This window comes from Segatella hominis (genome assembly GCF_004535825.1).
Taxonomy (GTDB): domain Bacteria; phylum Bacteroidota; class Bacteroidia; order Bacteroidales; family Bacteroidaceae; genus Prevotella; species Prevotella hominis.
On the sequence record NZ_SGVY01000044.1, the window covers coordinates 1 to 20,157 of the forward strand.

At 46.4% G+C, this 20,157-nt stretch carries 10 protein-coding genes and 3 pseudogenes; 11 read left to right on the forward strand and 2 right to left on the reverse strand.

Features of this window, described 5'->3' with window-relative positions; translation table 11 throughout:
* Positions 1-171 precede the first annotated feature (171 nt).
* Both EXN75_RS13300 and EXN75_RS13305 read right to left on the reverse strand, forming a co-directional pair.
* Positions 172-480 carry a helix-turn-helix domain-containing protein gene (locus EXN75_RS13300; RefSeq protein WP_134844179.1) on the reverse strand — a complete coding sequence of 103 codons (309 nt, stop codon included), beginning with the start codon at positions 478-480 and terminating at the stop codon, positions 172-174.
* Positions 477-773 (reverse strand): helix-turn-helix domain-containing protein, encoded by a 297-nt coding sequence (locus EXN75_RS13305; protein WP_022158494.1) that lies wholly within the window; start codon positions 771-773, stop codon positions 477-479. The genes EXN75_RS13300 and EXN75_RS13305 overlap by 4 nt, the downstream gene beginning before the upstream one ends.
* A 204-nt stretch (positions 774-977) precedes the next feature.
* Here EXN75_RS13305 and EXN75_RS13310 point away from each other — a divergent pair, with 204 nt between their 5' ends.
* The 11 genes and pseudogenes from EXN75_RS13310 (at position 978) to EXN75_RS13370 (ending at position 19,934) form a co-directional block, all read left to right on the forward strand.
* Positions 978-1,262, forward strand: coding sequence for a helix-turn-helix domain-containing protein (locus EXN75_RS13310; RefSeq protein ID WP_134844180.1), 285 nt, complete (start codon positions 978-980; stop codon positions 1,260-1,262).
* A 13-nt stretch (positions 1,263-1,275) separates the two neighbouring features.
* Positions 1,276-1,623 carry a helix-turn-helix domain-containing protein gene (locus EXN75_RS13315; protein ID WP_134844181.1) on the forward strand — a complete coding sequence of 116 codons (348 nt, stop codon included), beginning with the start codon at positions 1,276-1,278 and terminating at the stop codon, positions 1,621-1,623.
* 19 nt (positions 1,624-1,642) lie between these two features.
* A complete protein-coding gene (locus tag EXN75_RS13320) occupies positions 1,643-3,301 on the forward strand; it encodes a DUF4099 domain-containing protein (protein ID WP_134844182.1) in 1,659 nt (552 codons plus the stop codon).
* A gap of 98 nt (positions 3,302-3,399) precedes the next feature.
* Positions 3,400-5,556 carry a type IA DNA topoisomerase gene (locus EXN75_RS13325; RefSeq protein ID WP_134844183.1) on the forward strand — a complete coding sequence of 719 codons (2,157 nt, stop codon included), beginning with the start codon at positions 3,400-3,402 and terminating at the stop codon, positions 5,554-5,556.
* A 179-nt stretch (positions 5,557-5,735) separates the two neighbouring features.
* The gene (locus tag EXN75_RS13330) at positions 5,736-6,185 is read left to right on the forward strand and encodes a DUF1896 domain-containing protein (protein WP_117587075.1); all 450 of its coding nucleotides are present in this window, start codon (positions 5,736-5,738) and stop codon (positions 6,183-6,185) included.
* A pseudogene (locus EXN75_RS18320) lies at positions 6,172-9,465 on the forward strand (DNA methylase); the annotation flags it as partial. The gene EXN75_RS13330 and the pseudogene EXN75_RS18320, both read left to right, overlap by 14 nt.
* 532 nt (positions 9,466-9,997) lie before the next feature.
* Positions 9,998-11,800 (forward strand): reverse transcriptase/maturase family protein, encoded by a 1,803-nt coding sequence (locus EXN75_RS13340; RefSeq protein WP_134844184.1) that lies wholly within the window; start codon positions 9,998-10,000, stop codon positions 11,798-11,800.
* A 115-nt stretch (positions 11,801-11,915) separates the two neighbouring features.
* A pseudogene (locus EXN75_RS13345) lies at positions 11,916-13,421 on the forward strand (hypothetical protein); the annotation flags it as partial.
* A gap of 656 nt (positions 13,422-14,077) precedes the next feature.
* Positions 14,078-15,763 carry a group II intron reverse transcriptase/maturase gene (ltrA, locus tag EXN75_RS13350; protein ID WP_049702337.1) on the forward strand — a complete coding sequence of 562 codons (1,686 nt, stop codon included), beginning with the start codon at positions 14,078-14,080 and terminating at the stop codon, positions 15,761-15,763.
* 103 nt (positions 15,764-15,866) lie between these two features.
* Positions 15,867-16,937, forward strand: a pseudogene (locus tag EXN75_RS13355) (DNA methylase); the annotation flags it as partial.
* Between the two features lie 1,917 nt (positions 16,938-18,854).
* Positions 18,855-19,934, forward strand: a complete 1,080-nt coding sequence (locus EXN75_RS13370; protein WP_077195559.1) for an IS110 family RNA-guided transposase — start codon at positions 18,855-18,857, stop codon at positions 19,932-19,934.
* Positions 19,935-20,157 lie beyond the last annotated feature (223 nt).

Here is a 20,157-nt window from a genome sequence, read left to right on the forward strand (position 1 = left end):
AGTTTTGCTTGTCTTCTTTTCGCAACACTAAGGTAAGTGAAAATTCTGACATGGCAAAATCCTGGGCAACTTTTTGTTGCTCAGGCACTTATAAATAATGTTAAACTATAGTGTTGCGGAATTAAGGATAAATTAGCTTTACCCCATTCCGTTTGATAGCTTTCTATATGGTTAAACCAGCTTGGGATAATGGTGGTTTCTGTAATTGCTTTCCAACAGAGCCTGAATGTCGGATTCCCGATACAGTACTTTACCCCCAATGATAAAATAAGGCAAGATAGCAGCATGTCGGTATTCCTGCAAGGTCCGCTTGCTGATGTGCAGACGGGCTGCAACTTCCCTGTCTGTCAGATACATCTCGCCCTTCAACGGGAAATGACTGCATTCAGCTAGCTTGTCAGCCTTTCTCATGCTTTGTCGAATTGTTTTCAATACTTCGACAATAATCTCGTGGTCTTCATTCAATACTGTCTGTATCATACGCAGTCCCCCTCTATTGTGCCTGCACCATGCAATATGAAGTCCTCCACATCAGCAGGCTTGTAATAGAACTTTCTTCCAATCTGAGTGCATGGAAGCAAATCCTTGTCACGCAGACTCTGTAGGGATCGTTTGCTAAGGTTCAGAGCCTTACAGACGTCTTCAGAATCCATCCACTTAGCCAGACTTCTGTCTTTAGATTTCTCCATTAGGAAGTCCACCTTTCTCGTCAATGCCTTCACACTCTCCAGAAGCAAATCGAAGGTCTTTCTTTCAATGATTACTATATCCATATTTGTATACTTGTTGATTAACGAGCGCAAAGGTAAATCAGAATCTTGTGATATGGATAAAAACACGGCAATCGTGTTGCTTGTGTCGCCTTAGAAGGACACTCAGAGACAAATTCAATAAAAATCTCACGGTAGTAACGCGTAAGTACCGTGCCCGATAAATTCCTTTGCCGTACTTTTGCAGCGAACAAATACAAAAAGCGTATGGAAATCATAACAATAGACAGCTTGGCGTTCAAGGAACTGACTGGGCAAATAAGAGAGATTGGTGCGTACGTAAGAAAATATGGTACAGCAATCAAAGAAGAGGACAACTCAGGAAAGGAGTACCTTACCAGTGCAGAGGTCTGCGAGATGCTTCATATCAGCAGCCGCACCCTACAGCGCATGAGGGATGCCAAAGTTATAAGCTTTACTTTCGTAGGCAATGCGTGCCGTTTCAGACGGTCAGATATAGAGAAATACCTCAAGGAAAGAGGAACAACATAAAAAATGGAGAAATATGGATACACTTGACAGAACAACATTTGAGAATGGTATGAGACAGCTTATGCAGAGACTTGACAAGCATGAGGCAGTTCTCAATGTCATCAACGAGTCTGGAAGGGATATAATGCAGACCATCCCTAAACTTGAAGATGAACTGCTTGACAACCAAGACCTGTGTCTCATGCTCCATGTGAGCAAGCGTACATTGCAGCGATACCGTAGTAGCGGAATGATCCCTTATCGACTATTGAAGCGTAAGCCGTACTACAAACGCTCCGATGTGGAGGATTTTATCAGAACGTATGCAAGGGAAATAAAGAAAGAAAACGACGGGAACAGAAAAGCCCGCATTTATGTATAACAATTAAACATTTACAATTATGGTACAAAAGAAAAAGAGTGATGAACAGGACGTGCTGGTAGTCCGTGACGAGAAGACGGGCGAGATCAGTGTCGTCGCCGGACTCAGCAGGGACGGCACACCGAAGCGAGCGCCCGCCAAGGCGGAGAACACGCCCGACTTCCTGCGTTTTGACCGCAACAGTGACTTGATGGACAGTTTCTTTAGAAACTTCTTCCGCCAGTGCAAGGAGCCAAGCCGATTCGGATTCTACCGCATAGCGGCAGACCAGGTGGAAAACCTGCTTGGCGTGATGAAGGAGTTGCTGAAAGATTCGGAGGCTAACAAGGAGATTCTTTCCGCCCACAAGGTTGACACCTCCAATTATGAGAAAGAGGCAAAGCAATCGGAAGGTCAGGCGAAAGAAACCGCATCATCGGACGATGCGTCCAAGACGCAAGCTAACACAGAAAAAGAGAATGTATCATCTGAACAAACCAACGAAAAAGAGAACGACATGGAACAGAAACCAGAACAGACCGCAACAGAACAGCAGGCACAGACCGCTCAGGGTGTAAAGCAGAACCTCATTAGTGGTAACGATGTGAACCTGCAGGAACTTGGTGCCAAATATGGCATAGACTTCAACAGTATGAATGAGAAGGATATGAAAGCCCTGCTCAACTACGGCAAGACGGGGCTTGTGATTGTGAAGCCAACCTTCGGCGGTGAACAGATAGAGATACAGGCCCGTCTGTCATTCCGCAAGGACGATAACGACCAGTTGCAACTCGTGCCGCATTTCGTGCGCAACGAGCCAAAACTCGATGTCGCTTACAAAGGCTATACCTTCACTCCAGAGGACAAGAAGAACCTGTTGCAGAACGGCAACCTCGGAAAGGTTGTGGATTTCCCCGACAAGAATACAGGTGAGCTGCGTCCTCATTTCATCAGTATCGACCGTCTCACCAATGAGATTGTGGACATCCCTACCAACAAGGTGCGCATACCCGATACCATCGGCAAGACACCTATTACCAAGGACGACAAGAGAGTGCTCTACTCAGGTATTCCGCTTCGCAAGGAGATTGAGCTTGCCAACGGGCGCAAGTTTACACCGCTGCTGCAGGTGAATGTGGAACAGCGTGGCGTGGAGTTCGTGCCTGGCAGCACAAGACAGGCGCAAGGTCAGAAACAGAATGGAGACAAGAAGCAAACCGCCGACAAGCAGGAGCAGAAGGCAGAAGGTGATGCGGGCGGCCAGAAGAAGCAGCAAGATCCCAACCACTGGCTCAATGAGGATGGGACCATCCGCCGACTCAACACCTATTTCAAGAAGGAACTGACCGAGCAGCAGAAGGACGACTATGTGGCAGGCAAGACCATCGAGATCAAGGAAGTGCCGAACAAGAACGGCAGCGGTACCTATACCGCCTACGTGAAGTTCGACTTCGACAAAATGCAGCCACGTTCCTACCGCAACAATCCAGACCTCAAACAGGCAAAGGAACAGATTCCGACCAACGAGAACAAGGTACAAGTCGCCGTCAACGAGCAGGGCAAGACCCATGAGGCGACCAAGCACACCAAGGATCCGCTGAGTCCGGGACAGTCTGCGCCAAAGAACGAAAAGCAGCAGAAGGAACAGAACGCCGAGGAACAGAAGCCAAAGAGAAAGGCAAGAAGTGTGAAGATGTAGTTGCCGCCACTTGATCCACAGAGTTAATCATCCATCATAACAACCGACATCTGCGACCGTCTATCCCACGGTTGCGGATGTCACAAAAACAACAGACAATGAAGACAATCATCGCAGAGAAACCAAGTGTAGCCAAGGAAATCGCCCACATTGTGGGAGCTGACAAGCGTGAGGAAGGCTATATGCAGGGCAATGGATATTATGTGACATGGGCATTCGGACATTTAGTGCAGCCAGCCATGCCGGAAACCTACGGCATGAAGGGATTCCATGCAGAGAATCTGCCTGTGATTCCCGACCCGTTCGTTCTTGTTCCCCGACAAGTCAAGACAGAGAACGGCTACAAACCAGATGCAGGTGTGCTTGCCCAGATTAAAATTATCGGCAAGCTATTTGACAGCAGTGAGCGCATTATCGTAGCAACCGATGCCGGACGTGAGGGAGAGTTGATTTTCCGATACCTCTATGCGTATCTCGGTTGCAGGAAACCTTTCGACCGTCTCTGGATCAGTTCGCTTACAGATACCGCCATCCGTGAGGGACTTCTGAACCTCAGGGATGGCAAGGAGTATGACAATCTCTATCATGCAGCCAAGGCACGAAGTGAGGCAGACTGGCTCGTCGGCATCAACGGCACACAAGCCCTGACGATAGCCGCAGGACGTGGCACCTATTCCGTAGGTCGTGTGCAGACTCCGACCCTTGGCATGGTGTGCGAACGCTATTGGGAACACAAGCGTTTCGAGTCGAAACCGTTCTGGCAGGTACACTTCGGTGTGGTTGATGCAGACAGTGGCAATATACTGAAGTTCACATCTGCCAACCGATGGACAGACAAAGCTACCGCAACCGACATATATAATAAGGTGAAAGATACCGGTTCTGCCATCATCACAAAGATCTCAACCAAGCGAAAGGTGGAGAAGGCACCGCTCCTTTACGACCTCACCACCTTGCAGAAAGAAGCCAACTCCCAGCATGGCTTCACGGCAGAGCATACACTCTCCATCGCCCAGAAACTCTACGAGGCAAAGTTCATCACCTATCCAAGAACATCAAGCCGCTATATCTCGGATGATGTATTTGCCACCCTTCCCAAACTTTTCAAAAATCTGGAGAATCATTCGGAATATGGAGAGAAAGTGAAACTCTTGCCTGGCAGTGAGGACTACAGCAAGAACAGCGTGAATGTAGCCAAAGTGACCGACCACCATGCCCTGCTCATCACAGAAAATGCAGCCATTGGTCTTTTCAAGGACGAGAAGATCGTTTATGACATGATATTGTGCCGGATGATTGAAGCGTTCTCGGCAGACTGCATCAAGGACATCACATCCGTATCGGCGCAAGTGGATCATGAAGTTGAGTTTGGCATCAGTGGCTCCATCATCCGACATACTGGCTGGCGAGCATTGTCACTCAAGGAAAAGAACAAAAGGCAGGACAAGGATGCAGACGCAACCGACAATGAGGTCAAGGATCAAGTCATTCCCAACTGGCAAGAAGGACAGTATATCACTCTTTCTGGCTGCACCATCACGGAGGGCAAGACCAAACCAAAGCCATTGCATACGGAATCCACATTGCTTGCAGCAATGGAGACCGCAGGCAAAGAGATAGAAGATGATACGATGCGCCAGGCAATGAAGGACAGCGGTATTGGCACACCTGCCACACGTGCCGCCATCATCGAAACCCTGCTCAAACGAGAGTATATGGTGCGCCAGCAGAAGAAACTTGTGCCGACGGAAAAAGGACTCGCCCTGCATTCCGTGGTGAAGAACATGGCGATTGCCAATGTGGAGATGACGGGCAAATGGGAGGCGGAACTTGCCAAGATTGAACGAGGTGAAGCAAGTGCAGACGGGTTCACCCATAGTATCGAAGGCTATACCCGTGAAATCACTGCGGAATTGTTAGGTTGTGACAGACTTTTCAGCCACAAGGATTCCGGCTGCCAGTGTCCTAAATGCAAGCAAGGTACCATGCAGTTCTTCGGAAAGGTAGTAAGATGCAGCAACAAGGAGTGCGGTATGCCAGTGTTCAAGCAGGTAGCAGGAAAGTTGCTCACTGATGCCGACATCACCGACTTGCTTACCAAGGGCAAGACCAGAACGCTCAATGGTTTCACCAGCAAGCAAGGCAAATCGTTCTCCGCAGCCATTGCCTTTGACGAGAATTTCAACACGAAATTCGTCTTTGCAGAGCGCAAAACAGCAGAAAAACGAGGAAATGTGAAGAGATACAAGAAATAGTTTGTACCTTTGCCACCGAAACATGGTTCATAAATGGTGTCTTTATTCAGGATGCTTTTATTTACTGTGGATTAAGTGGCGGCACTCGGAGGGATACCGAGTGCCTTTTTCTTGCTTTCAACAAACATCAACCGCCATCCACGGTTTATTATTCACCACTTAATCCATTCAACAGACAAATGAACAGAAAGAAACAGGCACAGACAGAGCTGTCCTATTACGGACTGTATCTCTTGAACCATCTCAGAGAGAACCGTTTTCCACAAGCCAGCGATGCGGACTTTATCCGCGAACGTGCAGACCATGCCGCAGAAGTATATGAGCAGGCACGGCGTGATGCCCTCTTTGCCGATGCGGCACAAGAGCTTGCCATGGCAGCATTGCTGAAAGGTCTCCGCTTTTCCAAGTACAGCATCCTGTACGATGTTGTTGACCGTGAGTTTCCTCTGGAGGTAGCAGTAGAAGACCAGGAAGCGTTTGTCAAGCACCTCCTGCCTTTGGTTGATAACGTGTATTCCATTTACGACCTCACCGATGATGATTTTGCCCAGTCACCGGACTACGACCAGCTCTATACAGAGTTGACGGGAGCCGTAGCCATTTTCATAGAGTCAAATGGCGTACAATAGAAAACAACGGCTGAACGACAACATCAAGGCGATAGAGACGGCATTCATCCTTGACAGGGAACAGCGCACGCCGACCGCCCGTGAGCGTCTCCTTCTGGAGCGTTATTGCGGATTCGGTGGATTGAAGTGCATCCTGAACCCTGCCAGGGAACTGGTGGATGCCGTCCATTGGGCAAAGTCAGACCTTGAGTTGTTTGCTCCAACAGTGGAGCTGCATAGACTTATCCGAGAAAACAGCAAGAATGAAAGCGAGCACAAACAGTTGATGGACAGTCTGAAACAGTCCGTCCTCACGGCATTCTACACGCCGTCAGCCGTTACTGAGGCTCTGACGGATGTGTTGAAAGAGCATCAGATCATCCCCGAAAAGGTGCTTGAACCCTCGGCAGGCATCGGTGCCTTTGTCGATTCCGTCTTGGACAACAATCCCAAGGCAGACATTATGGCATTTGAAAAAGACCTGCTTACGGGAAAGATACTCCGCCATCTGCACCCGGAGCAGAAAGTGCGCATAGAGGGATTCGAGAAGATAGAAAAGCCTTTCAATGATTACTTCGACCTCGCCATCTCAAATATTCCCTTTGGCGATGTTGCCGTATTTGATCCGTCCTATACAGCCATGAAAGGCATGAGGGCACTTGTCACCAGACGCATACACAACTACTTCTTTGTCAAGGCTCTTGATACGGTAAGGGACGGCGGGTTGGTTGCCTTCATCACCTCACAAGGCGTATTGAATGCCAAAAACAACAGTGCCGCGCGTTTTATGATGCTCTATCATGCTGATCTCGTGTCAGCGATTCGTCTTCCCAACAACCTGTTCACGGAAAATGCCAATACGGAAGTGGGCAGTGATCTCATCATTCTGCAGAAAAATACCCAAAAGGAGTCGCTGCGAGGAGACGACAACCTGCTTGACACTGTCTATAATGACGAGAACCGAATTCCGACTAACAACTACTTTCTGGAGCATCCGGAACGCATTATCCATACAACGGCAAAGTTGGATACTGACCCGTTCGGCAAACCTGCAATGATATACACGCATGAGGATGGTGTGGAAGGCATTGCAGAGGATTTGCGAAAGATGCTCCATGAAGACTTTAAGAAGAACCTCAATTTGAACCGATACTTGGGGATAGAGGAGCAGCAAGAAGAAACTAAGGTCGCCCAACAGGCAGAAGTTGAGGTAAAACAAGAAAACGGAAAGGAAACATTGGACATAGGGCAAACAGAGCAACCACACTTATATAATAATGTGGAAAGCAACAATGCCGATGAACCAGGTTCGCATCATGAACGGACTGTTCATCAGCAGCCACCTGTCCAAATGACCTTGTTCGACCTTTGGGGCATGGAAGAGGAAGACCGCTTGACAATAAAGGAAACAAAGAAACAGGTAAGCAAGCAGACTGGCAAGGCTACGACAAGCACAAAAACATCAGCCCAAAAAACAGCAAAGAAGAAAGCAAGTCCGCTAGTGAAGGCTGTCAATCCTACGGCAAAGTTTGAGACAAAGCCTTTGGAAAATAAGGAAAAGTCCTTTGATGAAGCAAATATCAATGCCAACACTCCTGATGTGGAGGCAAAGAAGATTCTTCCTGGGGATGAACCATACGCAAGCATCTCTTGGGAAGAGAATCCGCCAATCAACGGCTTTTACGAGATGATGATGACCATGGCTCCCGAAGACAGGGTGCTGCTGCGCCAAAAGGCGGAACTGCACCGTCAGGAACAACTCAAGGCTCTGGGCGTTGAAGATACGCTTGATCCGAAGTTCAAGCCGCCGATGGAACCGATAGAAGTTCTCAAAGTTCAAATCGGGCATGGACAGACGAAAGGGAATGAGGCAAAAGAAGATTCCAAGACTCAGAACACATTGGAAGAAACAAATCATGAGCGGGAACAACAAAAAGAGCAAGAAAGAAAGCGGGAAGAGCTGGCAAAGAAGAAAGAGGATGCTATGAAGCCCCGTCCATTTGATGAGAAACTGGAAAGTTTTCATCGTGAGGGTTCTATGGTGCTCGACTCTGCCAGAAACATCGGTGTATTGAAAGACCTTACCAAGTATGGTGCTACCTTCATGCCGTTGAATCTGAATATGGAGCAGAAAGAAAAGGCAGTCTTGTATATCGCCCTCCGTGATGCTTATCAGAAACTTTACACCTATGAAGCGGAAGAACAGACGGAAAACAAGCAGATGCGTGAGAGTCTGAATGTCTATTATGATGCTTTCTTCATCCGCTTCGGCAACCTCAATGCCAAGCAGAACGTGAAGTTCATCCTTATGGATGCCTCAGGGCGCGACATGCTGTCGTTGGAACGGGTAGAAAACGGACAGTTCACAAAGTCAGACATCTTCGACCACCCGGTCTCTTTTTCGCTTGACGAGGTCAGTCATGTCGATTCTCCAGAGGAAGCGCTCACCGCCTCGCTCAACAAGTTCGGCCGTATCGACTTGCCGTATATGACTGAATTATCGGATATGCCGGAACAGGAACTGACGGAAGCGCTTAAAGGGCGCATCTATTACAATCCGCTCATAGACGGCTACGAGATTGCCGACCGCTTCATTGCTGGTAATGTCATAGAGAAAGCGGAGCGTATAGAAGAATGGCTGAAGGAAAATCCCGATCATGCAATCGTGAGAGAGTCGTTGGAAGCCTTGAAGGCAAGCATTCCCGAACCGATAGCCTTTGAGGACCTGGACTTCAACTTCGGTGAGCGTTGGATACCTACAGGTGTGTATTCCGCTTACATGAGCCACCTCTTCAATACACAGGTCAGCATCGTCTATTCCGACAGCATGGACGAATATTCGGCAAAATGCAGTATGAAGACCATGGCCATCACGGATGAGTATATGGTGAAGGGATATTACCGCCACTATGACGGCATGAGTCTTCTGAAACATGCCCTGCACAACACCTGTCCCGACATGATGAAGAGCATCGGTGAGGATGAACACGGCAACGACATCAAGGTGCGTGACAGCGAGGGCATACAGCTTGCTAATGCCAAGATTGACGAAATCCGCAACGGGTTCTCTGAATGGCTGGAAGAGCAGTCTGACTCCTTTAAGGAACGCTTGACCACAATGTACAACCGGAAGTTCAACTGCTTCGTGCGTCCGAAGTATGACGGTTCTCACCAAAGATTCCCCGGCTTGGATCTGAAAGCCCTTGGCGGAAAGTATGGTGTAAAGAGTGTGTACCCAAGTCAGAAGGACTGTGTATGGATGCTTTTGCAGAACGGCGGCGGGATATGTGACCATGAGGTCGTGCGCCCATAAGGGCATATAGTAAATGTAGGATTAGCAACCTACCCGGCAAGGGTTTTCAACGCCGGTCATTAGCCAACTTATCCACTTAGCCGAAAGGCGGTGGGGAGTATCGCATGTTGGAAACGGCATAAGTCAGCTAACTATCGTGCTGCTACTGAATGTCTAAATGAAACGATAGATATGAGGATGAAGACTATACTGTTTGAACGACAGCCCAAGACGTTAATTGGTAAACACCGACCGAAGATAGTTATAACGGTCGGTCTGCAATACTTCTGCCTTCCAACTTCGGGCACGAGAGCTGAAAACCGATTGCAGGTCAGCTGCAGTAAGCGGAAAAGGGCGAAAATCGCATCCGACAATCTGTCACGCTATGTTGCTATATGTCTAAATGGGGATTGCCTAAGCAGACGCAAGTCTGTATGGCAACAGAGTCTCCATAGTAGTCTGAGCGAGGGAAAGCCTCGTACATGGCGAAGGGAGACAGTGTTTATCTTTAATATGTTTAACGAATGATGTGTGAGACATTATGAGAAATTCTGAGAATGTATTAAACAGTCTGGCTGAACACAGCCAAAACCCAAATTACAAGTTTGAACGGCTTTACCGACTGCTGTTCAACGAGAACCTGTATGCGATTGCCTATCAGTCAATGGCACCCAAAACTGGCAACATGACGAAAGGCACCGATGGTCAGACCATCAGCGGGATGAGCATCAAGCGCATACAATCTATTATTGACAAGTTGCGTGATGAGAGCTATCAGCCGCACCCTGCCAAGAGAATTTACATACCCAAGAAGAACGGCAAGCAAAGACCTCTCGGCATCCCGTCGATTGAGGACAAGCTTGTGCAGAAAGTCATCCAAATGATTCTTGAATCCATCTATGAGGGATATTTTGAAAAATGCTCGCATGGATTCAGGCCGCACCGCAGTTGCCATACTGCAATGGCTTCAATCATGGAGGGATTTGACGGTACAAGATGGTTCATTGAGGGCGACATCAAAGGATTCTTTGACAATATCGACCACGATATGATGATTGCTATCCTTTCGGAGCGCATCGCAGATGAACGATTCTTGCGCCTCATACGTAAGTTTCTCAATGCAGGTTACTTGGAGAAATGGATATTCCACAACACTTTCAGCGGAACACCGCAGGGAGGTATTATCAGCCCTATCTTGGCTAACATATACCTTGACAAGCTAGATAAATACATGGTGGAATACATCTCGGTGTTCAACAGAGGTAAGATGCGGAAACGGAATCCCGACTATAAGCGGATTGCGAGCCGCAAGGACAAACGAGTGAAGAAACTGAAGACAGAGACAGACGAGCAGAAAAGAGCGGCATTGCGCAGTGAGATTGTAGCACTTCACCGTGAAATGCAGAAATACCCTGCAACTCTGGACATGGACGAGGATTTCAGAAGACTGAGATATGTACGTTATGCCGATGACTTCCTCATCGGAGTAATCGGCAGCAGAGAGGATTGTGTCAAAATAAAGGAAGACATCAAAAATTTCCTTTGTGATAGGCTCAAACTTGAACTGTCCGATGAAAAGACGCTCATAACTCACGGACATGACCATGCCAAGTTTCTTGGCTTTGAGGTCACAATCCGTAAATCCGAGAAGACACGGAAAGGGAGTAACGGAATGCCCAAACGCTCACTTGACCATAAGACAGTCGTACTGCTTCCTATGGAAGTCATGAGAAAGAAACTCATGGAATACGGTGCGATGAAAATAACGGTCAAGGAGGGCAAGGAAAAATGGGAGTCCACCTCACGCCCCTACCTGCGTAGTAATGATGACCTCGAAATTCTGAATAGATACAATTCGGAAATCCGAGGCATCTACAATTACTACTGCATCGCCAATAATGTCAGTATACTCAACAGTTTCTATCAAATCATGAAAGAGAGCATGTACAAGACGTTTTCCTCCAAGTACAACTCTACCGTCAGGAAGATTATAAACTCCTATACAAGAGACAGAATCTTCCGTGTGCAGTGGATTGACGGAAAAGGCAAGACGCATGAACGTGAAATCTATCATGGAGGTTTTGGCAGGAGAAAGGAAGCACGCATAGATGATGCTGACAATCTCCCCAGCTACCGAGGAATGCAGAACACAAGTCTTATGGATAGACTTGCTGCCTGCAAGTGTGAATATTGTGGTGCAACTGATAACCTGCAAATGGTACACGTCCGCAAACTCAAGGATTTGAAAGGCAAACAGGGTTGGGAAAAACTCATGATTGCCCGTAGAAGAAAGACCCTTGCGGTGTGCAAGAATTGCTATAACAAGATTCACCATGGGAAATAGACTGATGATAAACATGGAGAGCCGTATACTCGGAGACGGGTACGTACGGTTCGGTGGCGAGTACATGGGAACGTGGCACTTCTTGAAGTGCCAAAGCACCGTGTGCTTAGCCTATGGCACTGGAAAAACCCTTATCATGTGCATGGCTGCGCATGAGATGAAACGTCTCGGTATGGCTCACAAGCCGATGATTATCGGACTGAAAGCCAATGTCGCGGAGATAGCTGCCACCTATCAGACAGCTTATCCCCATGCGAGGATACTCTATGCCTCGGAGAAGGACTTTTCCACCAAGAACCGTGTCAGTTTCTTCAACAACATCAAGAACAACGACTATGACTGTGTAATCATGTCGCATGACCAGTTCGGGAAGATACCGCAATCGCCAGAACTCCAGCGGCAGATACTGCAGGCGGAGCTTGATACCGTGGAGGAAAACTTGGAAGTGATACGCACGCAGGGCAAGGACGTGTCGAGGGGAATGCTCAAAGGCTTGGAAAAGCGAAAGCAGAATCTGGAGGTGAAGTTGCAGAAGATAGCCTACAGCATCGAGCAACGTACCGATGATGTGGTGGATTTCCGCATGATGGGCATCGACCACTTGTTTGTGGACGAGAGCCACCAGTTCAAGAACCTCATGTTCAACACCCGTCACGACCGTGTGGCAGGACTCGGCAACAGCGAGGGGAGCCAGAAGGCACTCTATATGCTCTTTGCCATCCGAACCATACAGGAGCGGACAGGCAGAGACTTGGGGGCGACATTCCTGTCGGGAACAACTATCAGTAACTCACTAACAGAGTTGTATCTGCTTTTCAAGTACCTGCGCCCCAAGGAACTGGAGCGTCAGGACATCCGCTGTTTCGATGCGTGGGCGGCAATCTTCGCCAAGAAGACTACCGACTTCGAGTTTAACGTCACCAACAACATCGTACAGAAAGAGCGTTTCCGATATTTCATCAAAGTGCCGGAACTTGCTGCCTTCTACAACGAGATAACCGACTATCGTACGGCGGAGGCGGTTGGTGTGGACAGACCTGAGAAGAACGAGATCCTTCATAACATACCACCGACACCCGAGCAGGAGGACTTCATCCAAAAGCTGATGGAGTTTGCCAAGACGGGTGATGCCACCATCCTCGGCAGACTGCCCCTGTCGGAAACGGAAGAGAAGGCAAAGATGCTCATTGCCACGGACTATGCCCGAAAGATGGCACTCGACATGCGCATGATAGACCCGACTTGTGAGGACCATCCCGACAACAAGGCAAGCCATTGTGCCAAGATGATAGCCGACTACTATCACCGTTACGACGGTCATAAGGGTACGCAGTTCGTGTTCTCCGACTTGGGAACATATCGACCGGGCGAATGGAACGTGTATTCTGAAATTAAGCGCAAGCTGATAGAGGATTACGGCATACCGTCGTCTGAAATCCGCTTCATTCAGGAGTGCAAGAACGAGAGGGCAAGAAAGGCGGTGATAGCAGCCATGAACGAGGGTTCGGTACGAGTATTGTTCGGCTCCACATCTATGTTAGGTACAGGCGTAAATGCACAAAAAAGGTGTGTTGCTATTCATCATTTGGACACACCGTGGGTGCGACATGAAGTCGCATAGATAATTGTTGGAATGATACTTTAAGTATCAGTTTTAACCCGCTGTTCCGTCAGCGGTAGCCTACCGACCGATGCACCTTAATGTTGTATTAAGCGGTCGGGACAAAGTACACTTTCACAAGACAAGACAGAACCGTGAGGGGAAGTCAAGTATGGTTAGTATCATACCGTAGAGTGGCGAGGCTGGATAGTATGGTTAGCGTAAGCGAACTGTTAGTAAACTTCGTAATGTCGTAAAAGAGTGCAAGATACTGATACACTCTACCCAAAATGGGATGCGGTCAGATAATCCTCTCCATGGTAGGATTACACGGATGTAAAGACCGTCGGAGGATGAGACAGAACCTAACCTATCCGTTAGTTATCTATGTGGAACATGGTAAGCCTGTACATCTCCTGTCAGACAAAAGACAGGTAAGCTGAAAGTAATGGATGCTGAATGATGTGCAGGTATAAGATAACAGAGAAAGCGAATGCCGTTCTGTAATGGGACGGATAGGGTTTGAGCCACTTATCACGAGTTGACAAGGGACAACATCAACCTACCACGAAAGTGGGCAGACTTCTGTGGTAATGTTTGGGAGGCAAATACCCAACATTAGCCAAATGGTAATTCTTTACAATAAACTTTTAGAACTTTTTAAAGTAGGAATGCAAATGAACGATAAAATCAAAGAAAATCTCCTCGACCAATCGTGTGCGCCGACTGACAACCTGCAATCAAATTGGGACAGAATAGACTGGACTAAGGCGGAGCAAGCTGTTAAGAAGCTTCAAGCTCGTATTGTAAAGGCTCAGAAGGAAGGCAGACATAACAAGGTGAAAGCCTTGCAATGGACGCTTACCCACTCTTTTTACGCAAAAGCCTTAGCCGTAAAGAGGGTTACTTCTAACGGGGGTGGTTGTACTCCTGGGGTTGACAAAGAAATATGGGATACCCCTAAAGCTAAAATGCAAGCAATAACCCAACTCAAACGCAGAGGCTACCAGCCAATGCCGCTGAGAAGAGTTCATATCAAGAAGAGCAACGGCAAACTGCGACCGTTGGGAATACCGACAATGAAAGACAGAGCCATGCAAGCACTCTATCTTATGGCATTGGAGCCTGTATCAGAAACTACAGCTGATACTCGTTCATACGGTTTCCGCAAGGAACGCTGCTGTATGGATGCAATACAGCAATGTCATAACATTCTCCGAAAGGGATATTCTCCCGAATGGATTTTGGAGGGTGACATAAAAGGGTGTTTTGACCATATCAGCCATGAGTGGTTACTTGCCAATATCCCAATGGATAAGGCAATACTCCGAAAATGGTTGAAATGTGGCTATGTTTTCAACAAGCAAATGTTCCCGACCGAGGAAGGAACACCGCAAGGTGGTATAATTTCTCCGACACTTGCCAATATGACTTTGGACGGATTGCAGAAAGCTCTTGCAGATAGATATAAGCGCCATCATGTTAATGGTAAGTTGTATTCACCAATGGTGAACCTTGTACGTTATGCGGATGATTTTATCATCACTTGCGAGAACAAGGAAACTCTTGAAAATGAAATCAAGCCATTGGTTGCTGAATTTATGTCTGAAAGAGGTCTGACCTTATCAGAGGAAAAGACGGTGATAACCAACGTGCATGACGGTTTTGATTTTCTTGGCTTTAATATCCGCAAATACGGCAAGGACATATTGACCAAGCCGACAAAGAAATCCGAGAAACGCTTTATGGAGAATATCCGTAAGGTAATTAAGGAGAACAAGGGTTGCAGACAGGAGTCGTTAATCAGAATGTTGAACTCTAAAATCCGAGGATGGGGAGGTTATTATCAGCATGGAGCGACACGTGATTCATTTCACAGAATCGACCATCAGATATTCCTCTCACTATGGCAATGGGCAAAACGCCGTCATTCCAAGAAAGGGAAACGGTGGATAAAAGACCGATATTGGCATGACATTCGAGGGAACAAATGGACTTTCGCTTCAAAATTCAAGAAACCAAACGGAAAGGAAGACCAATTGACATTATTGTCTCTGACTTCATCGTTTCCATTCCTGCAATACACGCAGATTAAAGGAGACATGAACCCGTTTGATGCAGACTGTCGTCTGTACTTCTATAAAAGAAAGAAGTCGAAAATGCTTGTTACGCTAAAAGGACGCAAGTCACTGCTGTACCTATGGGAAAAGCAAGGACGCAAATGTCCTATATGCGGTGAGCCTATTGATACGCACAAGGCATGGAATGTCATGCCAACCGTTCAAAACGGAAAGAAATGCAATCTGTTGGTTCATGATGAATGTTTTAAATTATCCCGCAAATCAAATGGAAACAAGAAGTAGTTTGAGCCGGTCTCTGCATACAAACAGAGGCTTAGAAAAGCTTGAGCCGTATGAGGGGAAACTCTCATGTACGGTTCTTAGGGGGGAAGAGGGCAGCAATGCCCTTGACCTACCCGATCGACCGTCAGACTTGGCACAGCGTGACGGTCGAGGTGTGCGTGCCGGCAACGAGATTGCCAAGCTGTATGCCGACAACAAGGTTGATGTCATCATCTATGCGGTGGAAAAGTCGCTTGACTCGTACAAGTTTAACCTCCTGCACTGCAAGCAGACTTTTATCTCGCAGTTGAAAAGCGGAGCCTTGGGGGCGAGAACCATTGACGAGGGAGCGATGGACGAGAAATCGGGCATGAATTTTTCAGAGTATATGGCTATTCTCTCCGGAAATACCGACTTGCTTGACAAGGCGAAGCTGGAGAAGAAGATTGCTTCTCTGGAGGGTGAGCGCAAATCATTCAACAGGGGCAAACGTGAATCGGAACTGAAACTGAAATCAAAGTCAGAAGAGCTGGATGGCAATCGGGCTATACTCAAAGGCATGACATCGGATTACGACAAGTTTATGAGTCAGGCGAAGAAGGACAAGGACGGGAATATACTCAATCTCATCACCCTTAACGGTCTCGAGTCCAATAATCTGGAAGTGATAGGCAAACAGCTTCAAAGGATGGCAAAAACGGAAAGGACAGATGGGGATTACAAGGAAATAGGTGCAATTTATGGTTTCCCCATCAAGGTTGTGAGCGAGACAAGCTTTGAAAGCGGTCTTCCATTCGTTGATAACCGCTTTGTTGTTGTGGGTCATTACAAGTATCAGTACAACAACGGACATCTCGCCAAGTCGGACCCGATAGCTGCGGCAAACAACTTTGTGAATGCCCTGCAGAAGATACAAGGGTACATTGAACAGTATGATTCAAGATGCAGGACACTGGAGAAGGAGATTCCGCAGCTGCAGGAAATTGCTTCCAAGGTCTGGAAGAGAGAAGATGAGCTGAAAAGTCTAAAGACAGATCTGGCTGCTTTGGACAGAAAAATACAGCTTGAACTTGCACCGCAGGTTGAGAAAGAGAGCAAAGAAGAAAACAAAGAAGAAACAAATAACGTAAAAGCAGATGTTATTTCTAAAGGGTTACTGATTAAAGATTCGTACCATAAAACAAGAATATTTTGAAATCTGACAAACGTTTAGAATAATATAGTTAAATTAAACTAATATTAGTTGTTTTTTTGTTTTTTAAGACTTAGGCCTTATCTTTGCAACCGTTTTCACGCCTTGCCTTAATTGACGAATGCCGAATGAGAAAGACGGGAAGGACAAGCATATTGGAAATGGCGTTTACAAGCGCACTTGGTTACACACACTCTTGGATTCAATAATATCAAATCAGGAACAGAAATATATAAGGCAGCTATAGACCGCCCATAGGATATTAAAAATAGAAAACTTATTATCAACTGCACCTGAATAATTCCATTGGTAGCATATAACGTGTAATAAGGTTTCAAACATTATCTTGGACGTAACAAAATGTATTCCACTATTGGCTAGTATATGATGTTTCATGAGTTCAGGACTGTTGACTGAGTTACTCGTACAGCACCAACGCCGTTTCCCTTATGTATGTGTTCAGCAGTTATTTTGGTCCATATAGGTGCATTGGACATAAAGCGTAATTGCATGTATGGTTGAAATAAATCCATTATGTATTTAGCGTTTTTAATAGCGGTATTTACAACCGATTATTACTCAATATTTTATAGATAATAAGTCAGAAATATGGTTGTTATTTTTAATTGCACATTCTAAAAGGTGAAGATTTAACGCTTTTATTGATTATTAACTCAAAAAGGACATCAACTTGGGTCGTTTCTTCTCTTTTCCTTGCTATTCGTTTCCGATATTCCACTTTTGTTTTGGTCTATCTCATATGTACTGCAAAGGTATTGATTTTTGTTTGATATTGCTCCTTGCTTGCTCCTTGTCGTAGATTAATTTTCACACAGGAATTTTTGTTCTCTTTCTATAGGGGCTTGAAACAATCCATTTATTGGAAACAATTAAAGACGGAGCTGGTTTGCCCCAGTGCTTTTTAAGAAACAGGGCAATTATTTTATCTCCACAAAGGCTCTTGTTCCCAATTATGAGGAAAGCCTAATAAACGAGTTCTTACTGATGGGTATTTCGATAAAAGCTGCTTGAAATCTGCAACAAAAGTGTTGCCCATAGAAATGGAGTTAAGCCAATACACCACATAGCAGAGTTGCGGATAAAGTGTTTGTTCACGGAACGAGAAATCCGTAATCCATGTGTTTGGCATACGCATAGGCATCATTGGCTTGACAGGAAAGACCCGATTTGACAGTCTTGAATGATGGGCGCAGCAATTACGAAGTACGGGTCTGGGTACGGATTAAAAGGCTAAGTGATTATTTTCAGTCATTTAGCCTTTTTAATTATCTAATTTTTCCCCACATTTTCCCCACAGCTGTCTATTTATATACAGGGCAACCGCATCAAAATAACGTTAGCTTAGGAAACAAACGTAGTTTTCAACCTCCTCCTCTCCCTTATTGTCCATTTTCCTAAAAAAACCATTGGTCCAAATCGAAACTACTACCCCATAAAAATTGATTTTTTGCCCCATATAATTCAAATTTCCCTTGCGGGTAATATTTTTTAAGAAACATGATTTTTGACAACAGGCTATTATTCAGACAAATACAAAATTATGCATTTTTAAGGGGGGATATTGTAAATTGTTGAAACTTCTCATCCTTGTATCCACCCCACTTATCCCTATTAATACAAAATCGACAAGTATTGATTATCAGGTTATTGACATTTTGATGCGGTTGCCCTGATTTATATATTTTAGAAACATATTTTTCCGTAAAGTTACTATGTTTGCAAAGGCTAACACACTAAGACAAGTCGGATGCCGCTCTTCGGAGGCTTCGCGCCTCCGGCCGCATGGCAAACCACCGCGGTGTTTTTCATAGTCTGCAAGGAAAAAGTTGGTACGATAATAATTGGATTGTATATTTGTAGTGCAAACGACAAATGACAAACAATTAGAACCGTACCGATATGCAAAGAAACAAAATTTCCTTCAAAGGACAAAAGATTTACATCGGAATTGATGTGCATGCAAAAACTTGGGAGATCTGTGTGCTGACCGAGTCGGGTTACAAAGAGAGGCACCCGCAGCAAGCCTCCGCAAAGACGCTCTTTGACTTTTTGAAGAAGCATTTCCCTGATGGCGAGTACCATGCCGTGTATGAGTCAGGCTTCAGTGGTTTTTCCACATACTACGCTCTCAAGGAGTACGGCATCAACTGTGTCGTGACCCATGCCGCGGATGTTCCGACCACCCAGTACGAGGAGGTGATGAAGACCGATAAGGTAGATGCAGCCAAACTTGCGCGCTCCTTGCGCGCCGGTGACATCCGTCCCATATACATCCGTGAGAAAGAGAATATCGATGACAGGTCAGTCATCCGCATAAGGAAGACCATACAGAAACAACTCTCTGGCTACAAGGCAAGGGTGAAACACCTGCTGCACTGCAATGGCGTGGAGATACCCGAGCGGTTCGCAAGACCGGGGACGCACTGGTCAAAGGCTTTCATCAAATGGCTCAAGGAGGATGTCGTGCTGCTTTCCTCCTCAAGATTGTCGTTGGACTTGCTCGTCAAGCAGGTGGAGACGATACGCCAGACACTCTTGGACGCGACAAAATCCATACGAAAGCTTGCGCAGACCGACAGGTACAGGAACAATTACGAGCTTCTGATATCGATACCCGGCATAGGTGTAAGTGTAGCCATGTGCATACTGACAGAAATCTACGATGTGAAGAGATTCCGTAACGAGAACCAGTTCGCCAGTTATCTCGGCCTGATACCGACCTGTCATAGCAGTGGAGAGAAAACCGCAAGCGGAGAGAAGACTTTCCGTGGCAACAAGCATCTCGGACCGATGATCATAGAGGCTGCATGGATAGCCATCTACAGAGATTACGGACTGGGAATGGCCTATGCCAGATACAAGCAGTCCATGAAACCGCAGGAGGCCATAGTCAAAATAGCCAGAAAGATGTCCAACATCATTTTCTCGGTACTCAAGAACAGTAGGAAATATGAGCCATACAGATGGGATAAAGAATAACATACAGACTTTCGGACAACTTCATAAAACGACTCCTTTTCATAATTGATGGACCTTCGGGTGTCATCTCCGATAAGATTGTTGCGTTTTACCTATATTCTGAAGAAGTAAATTGTTGGGCGGATACGTCCGTGTCAACTCATAGAAGTTTGTCTGATAGGTCTGTTGTTCGTAGCCTTTCCATACCCGGTGTTCCCATGCCGGGCTGGTGGCTGTTGCTTCT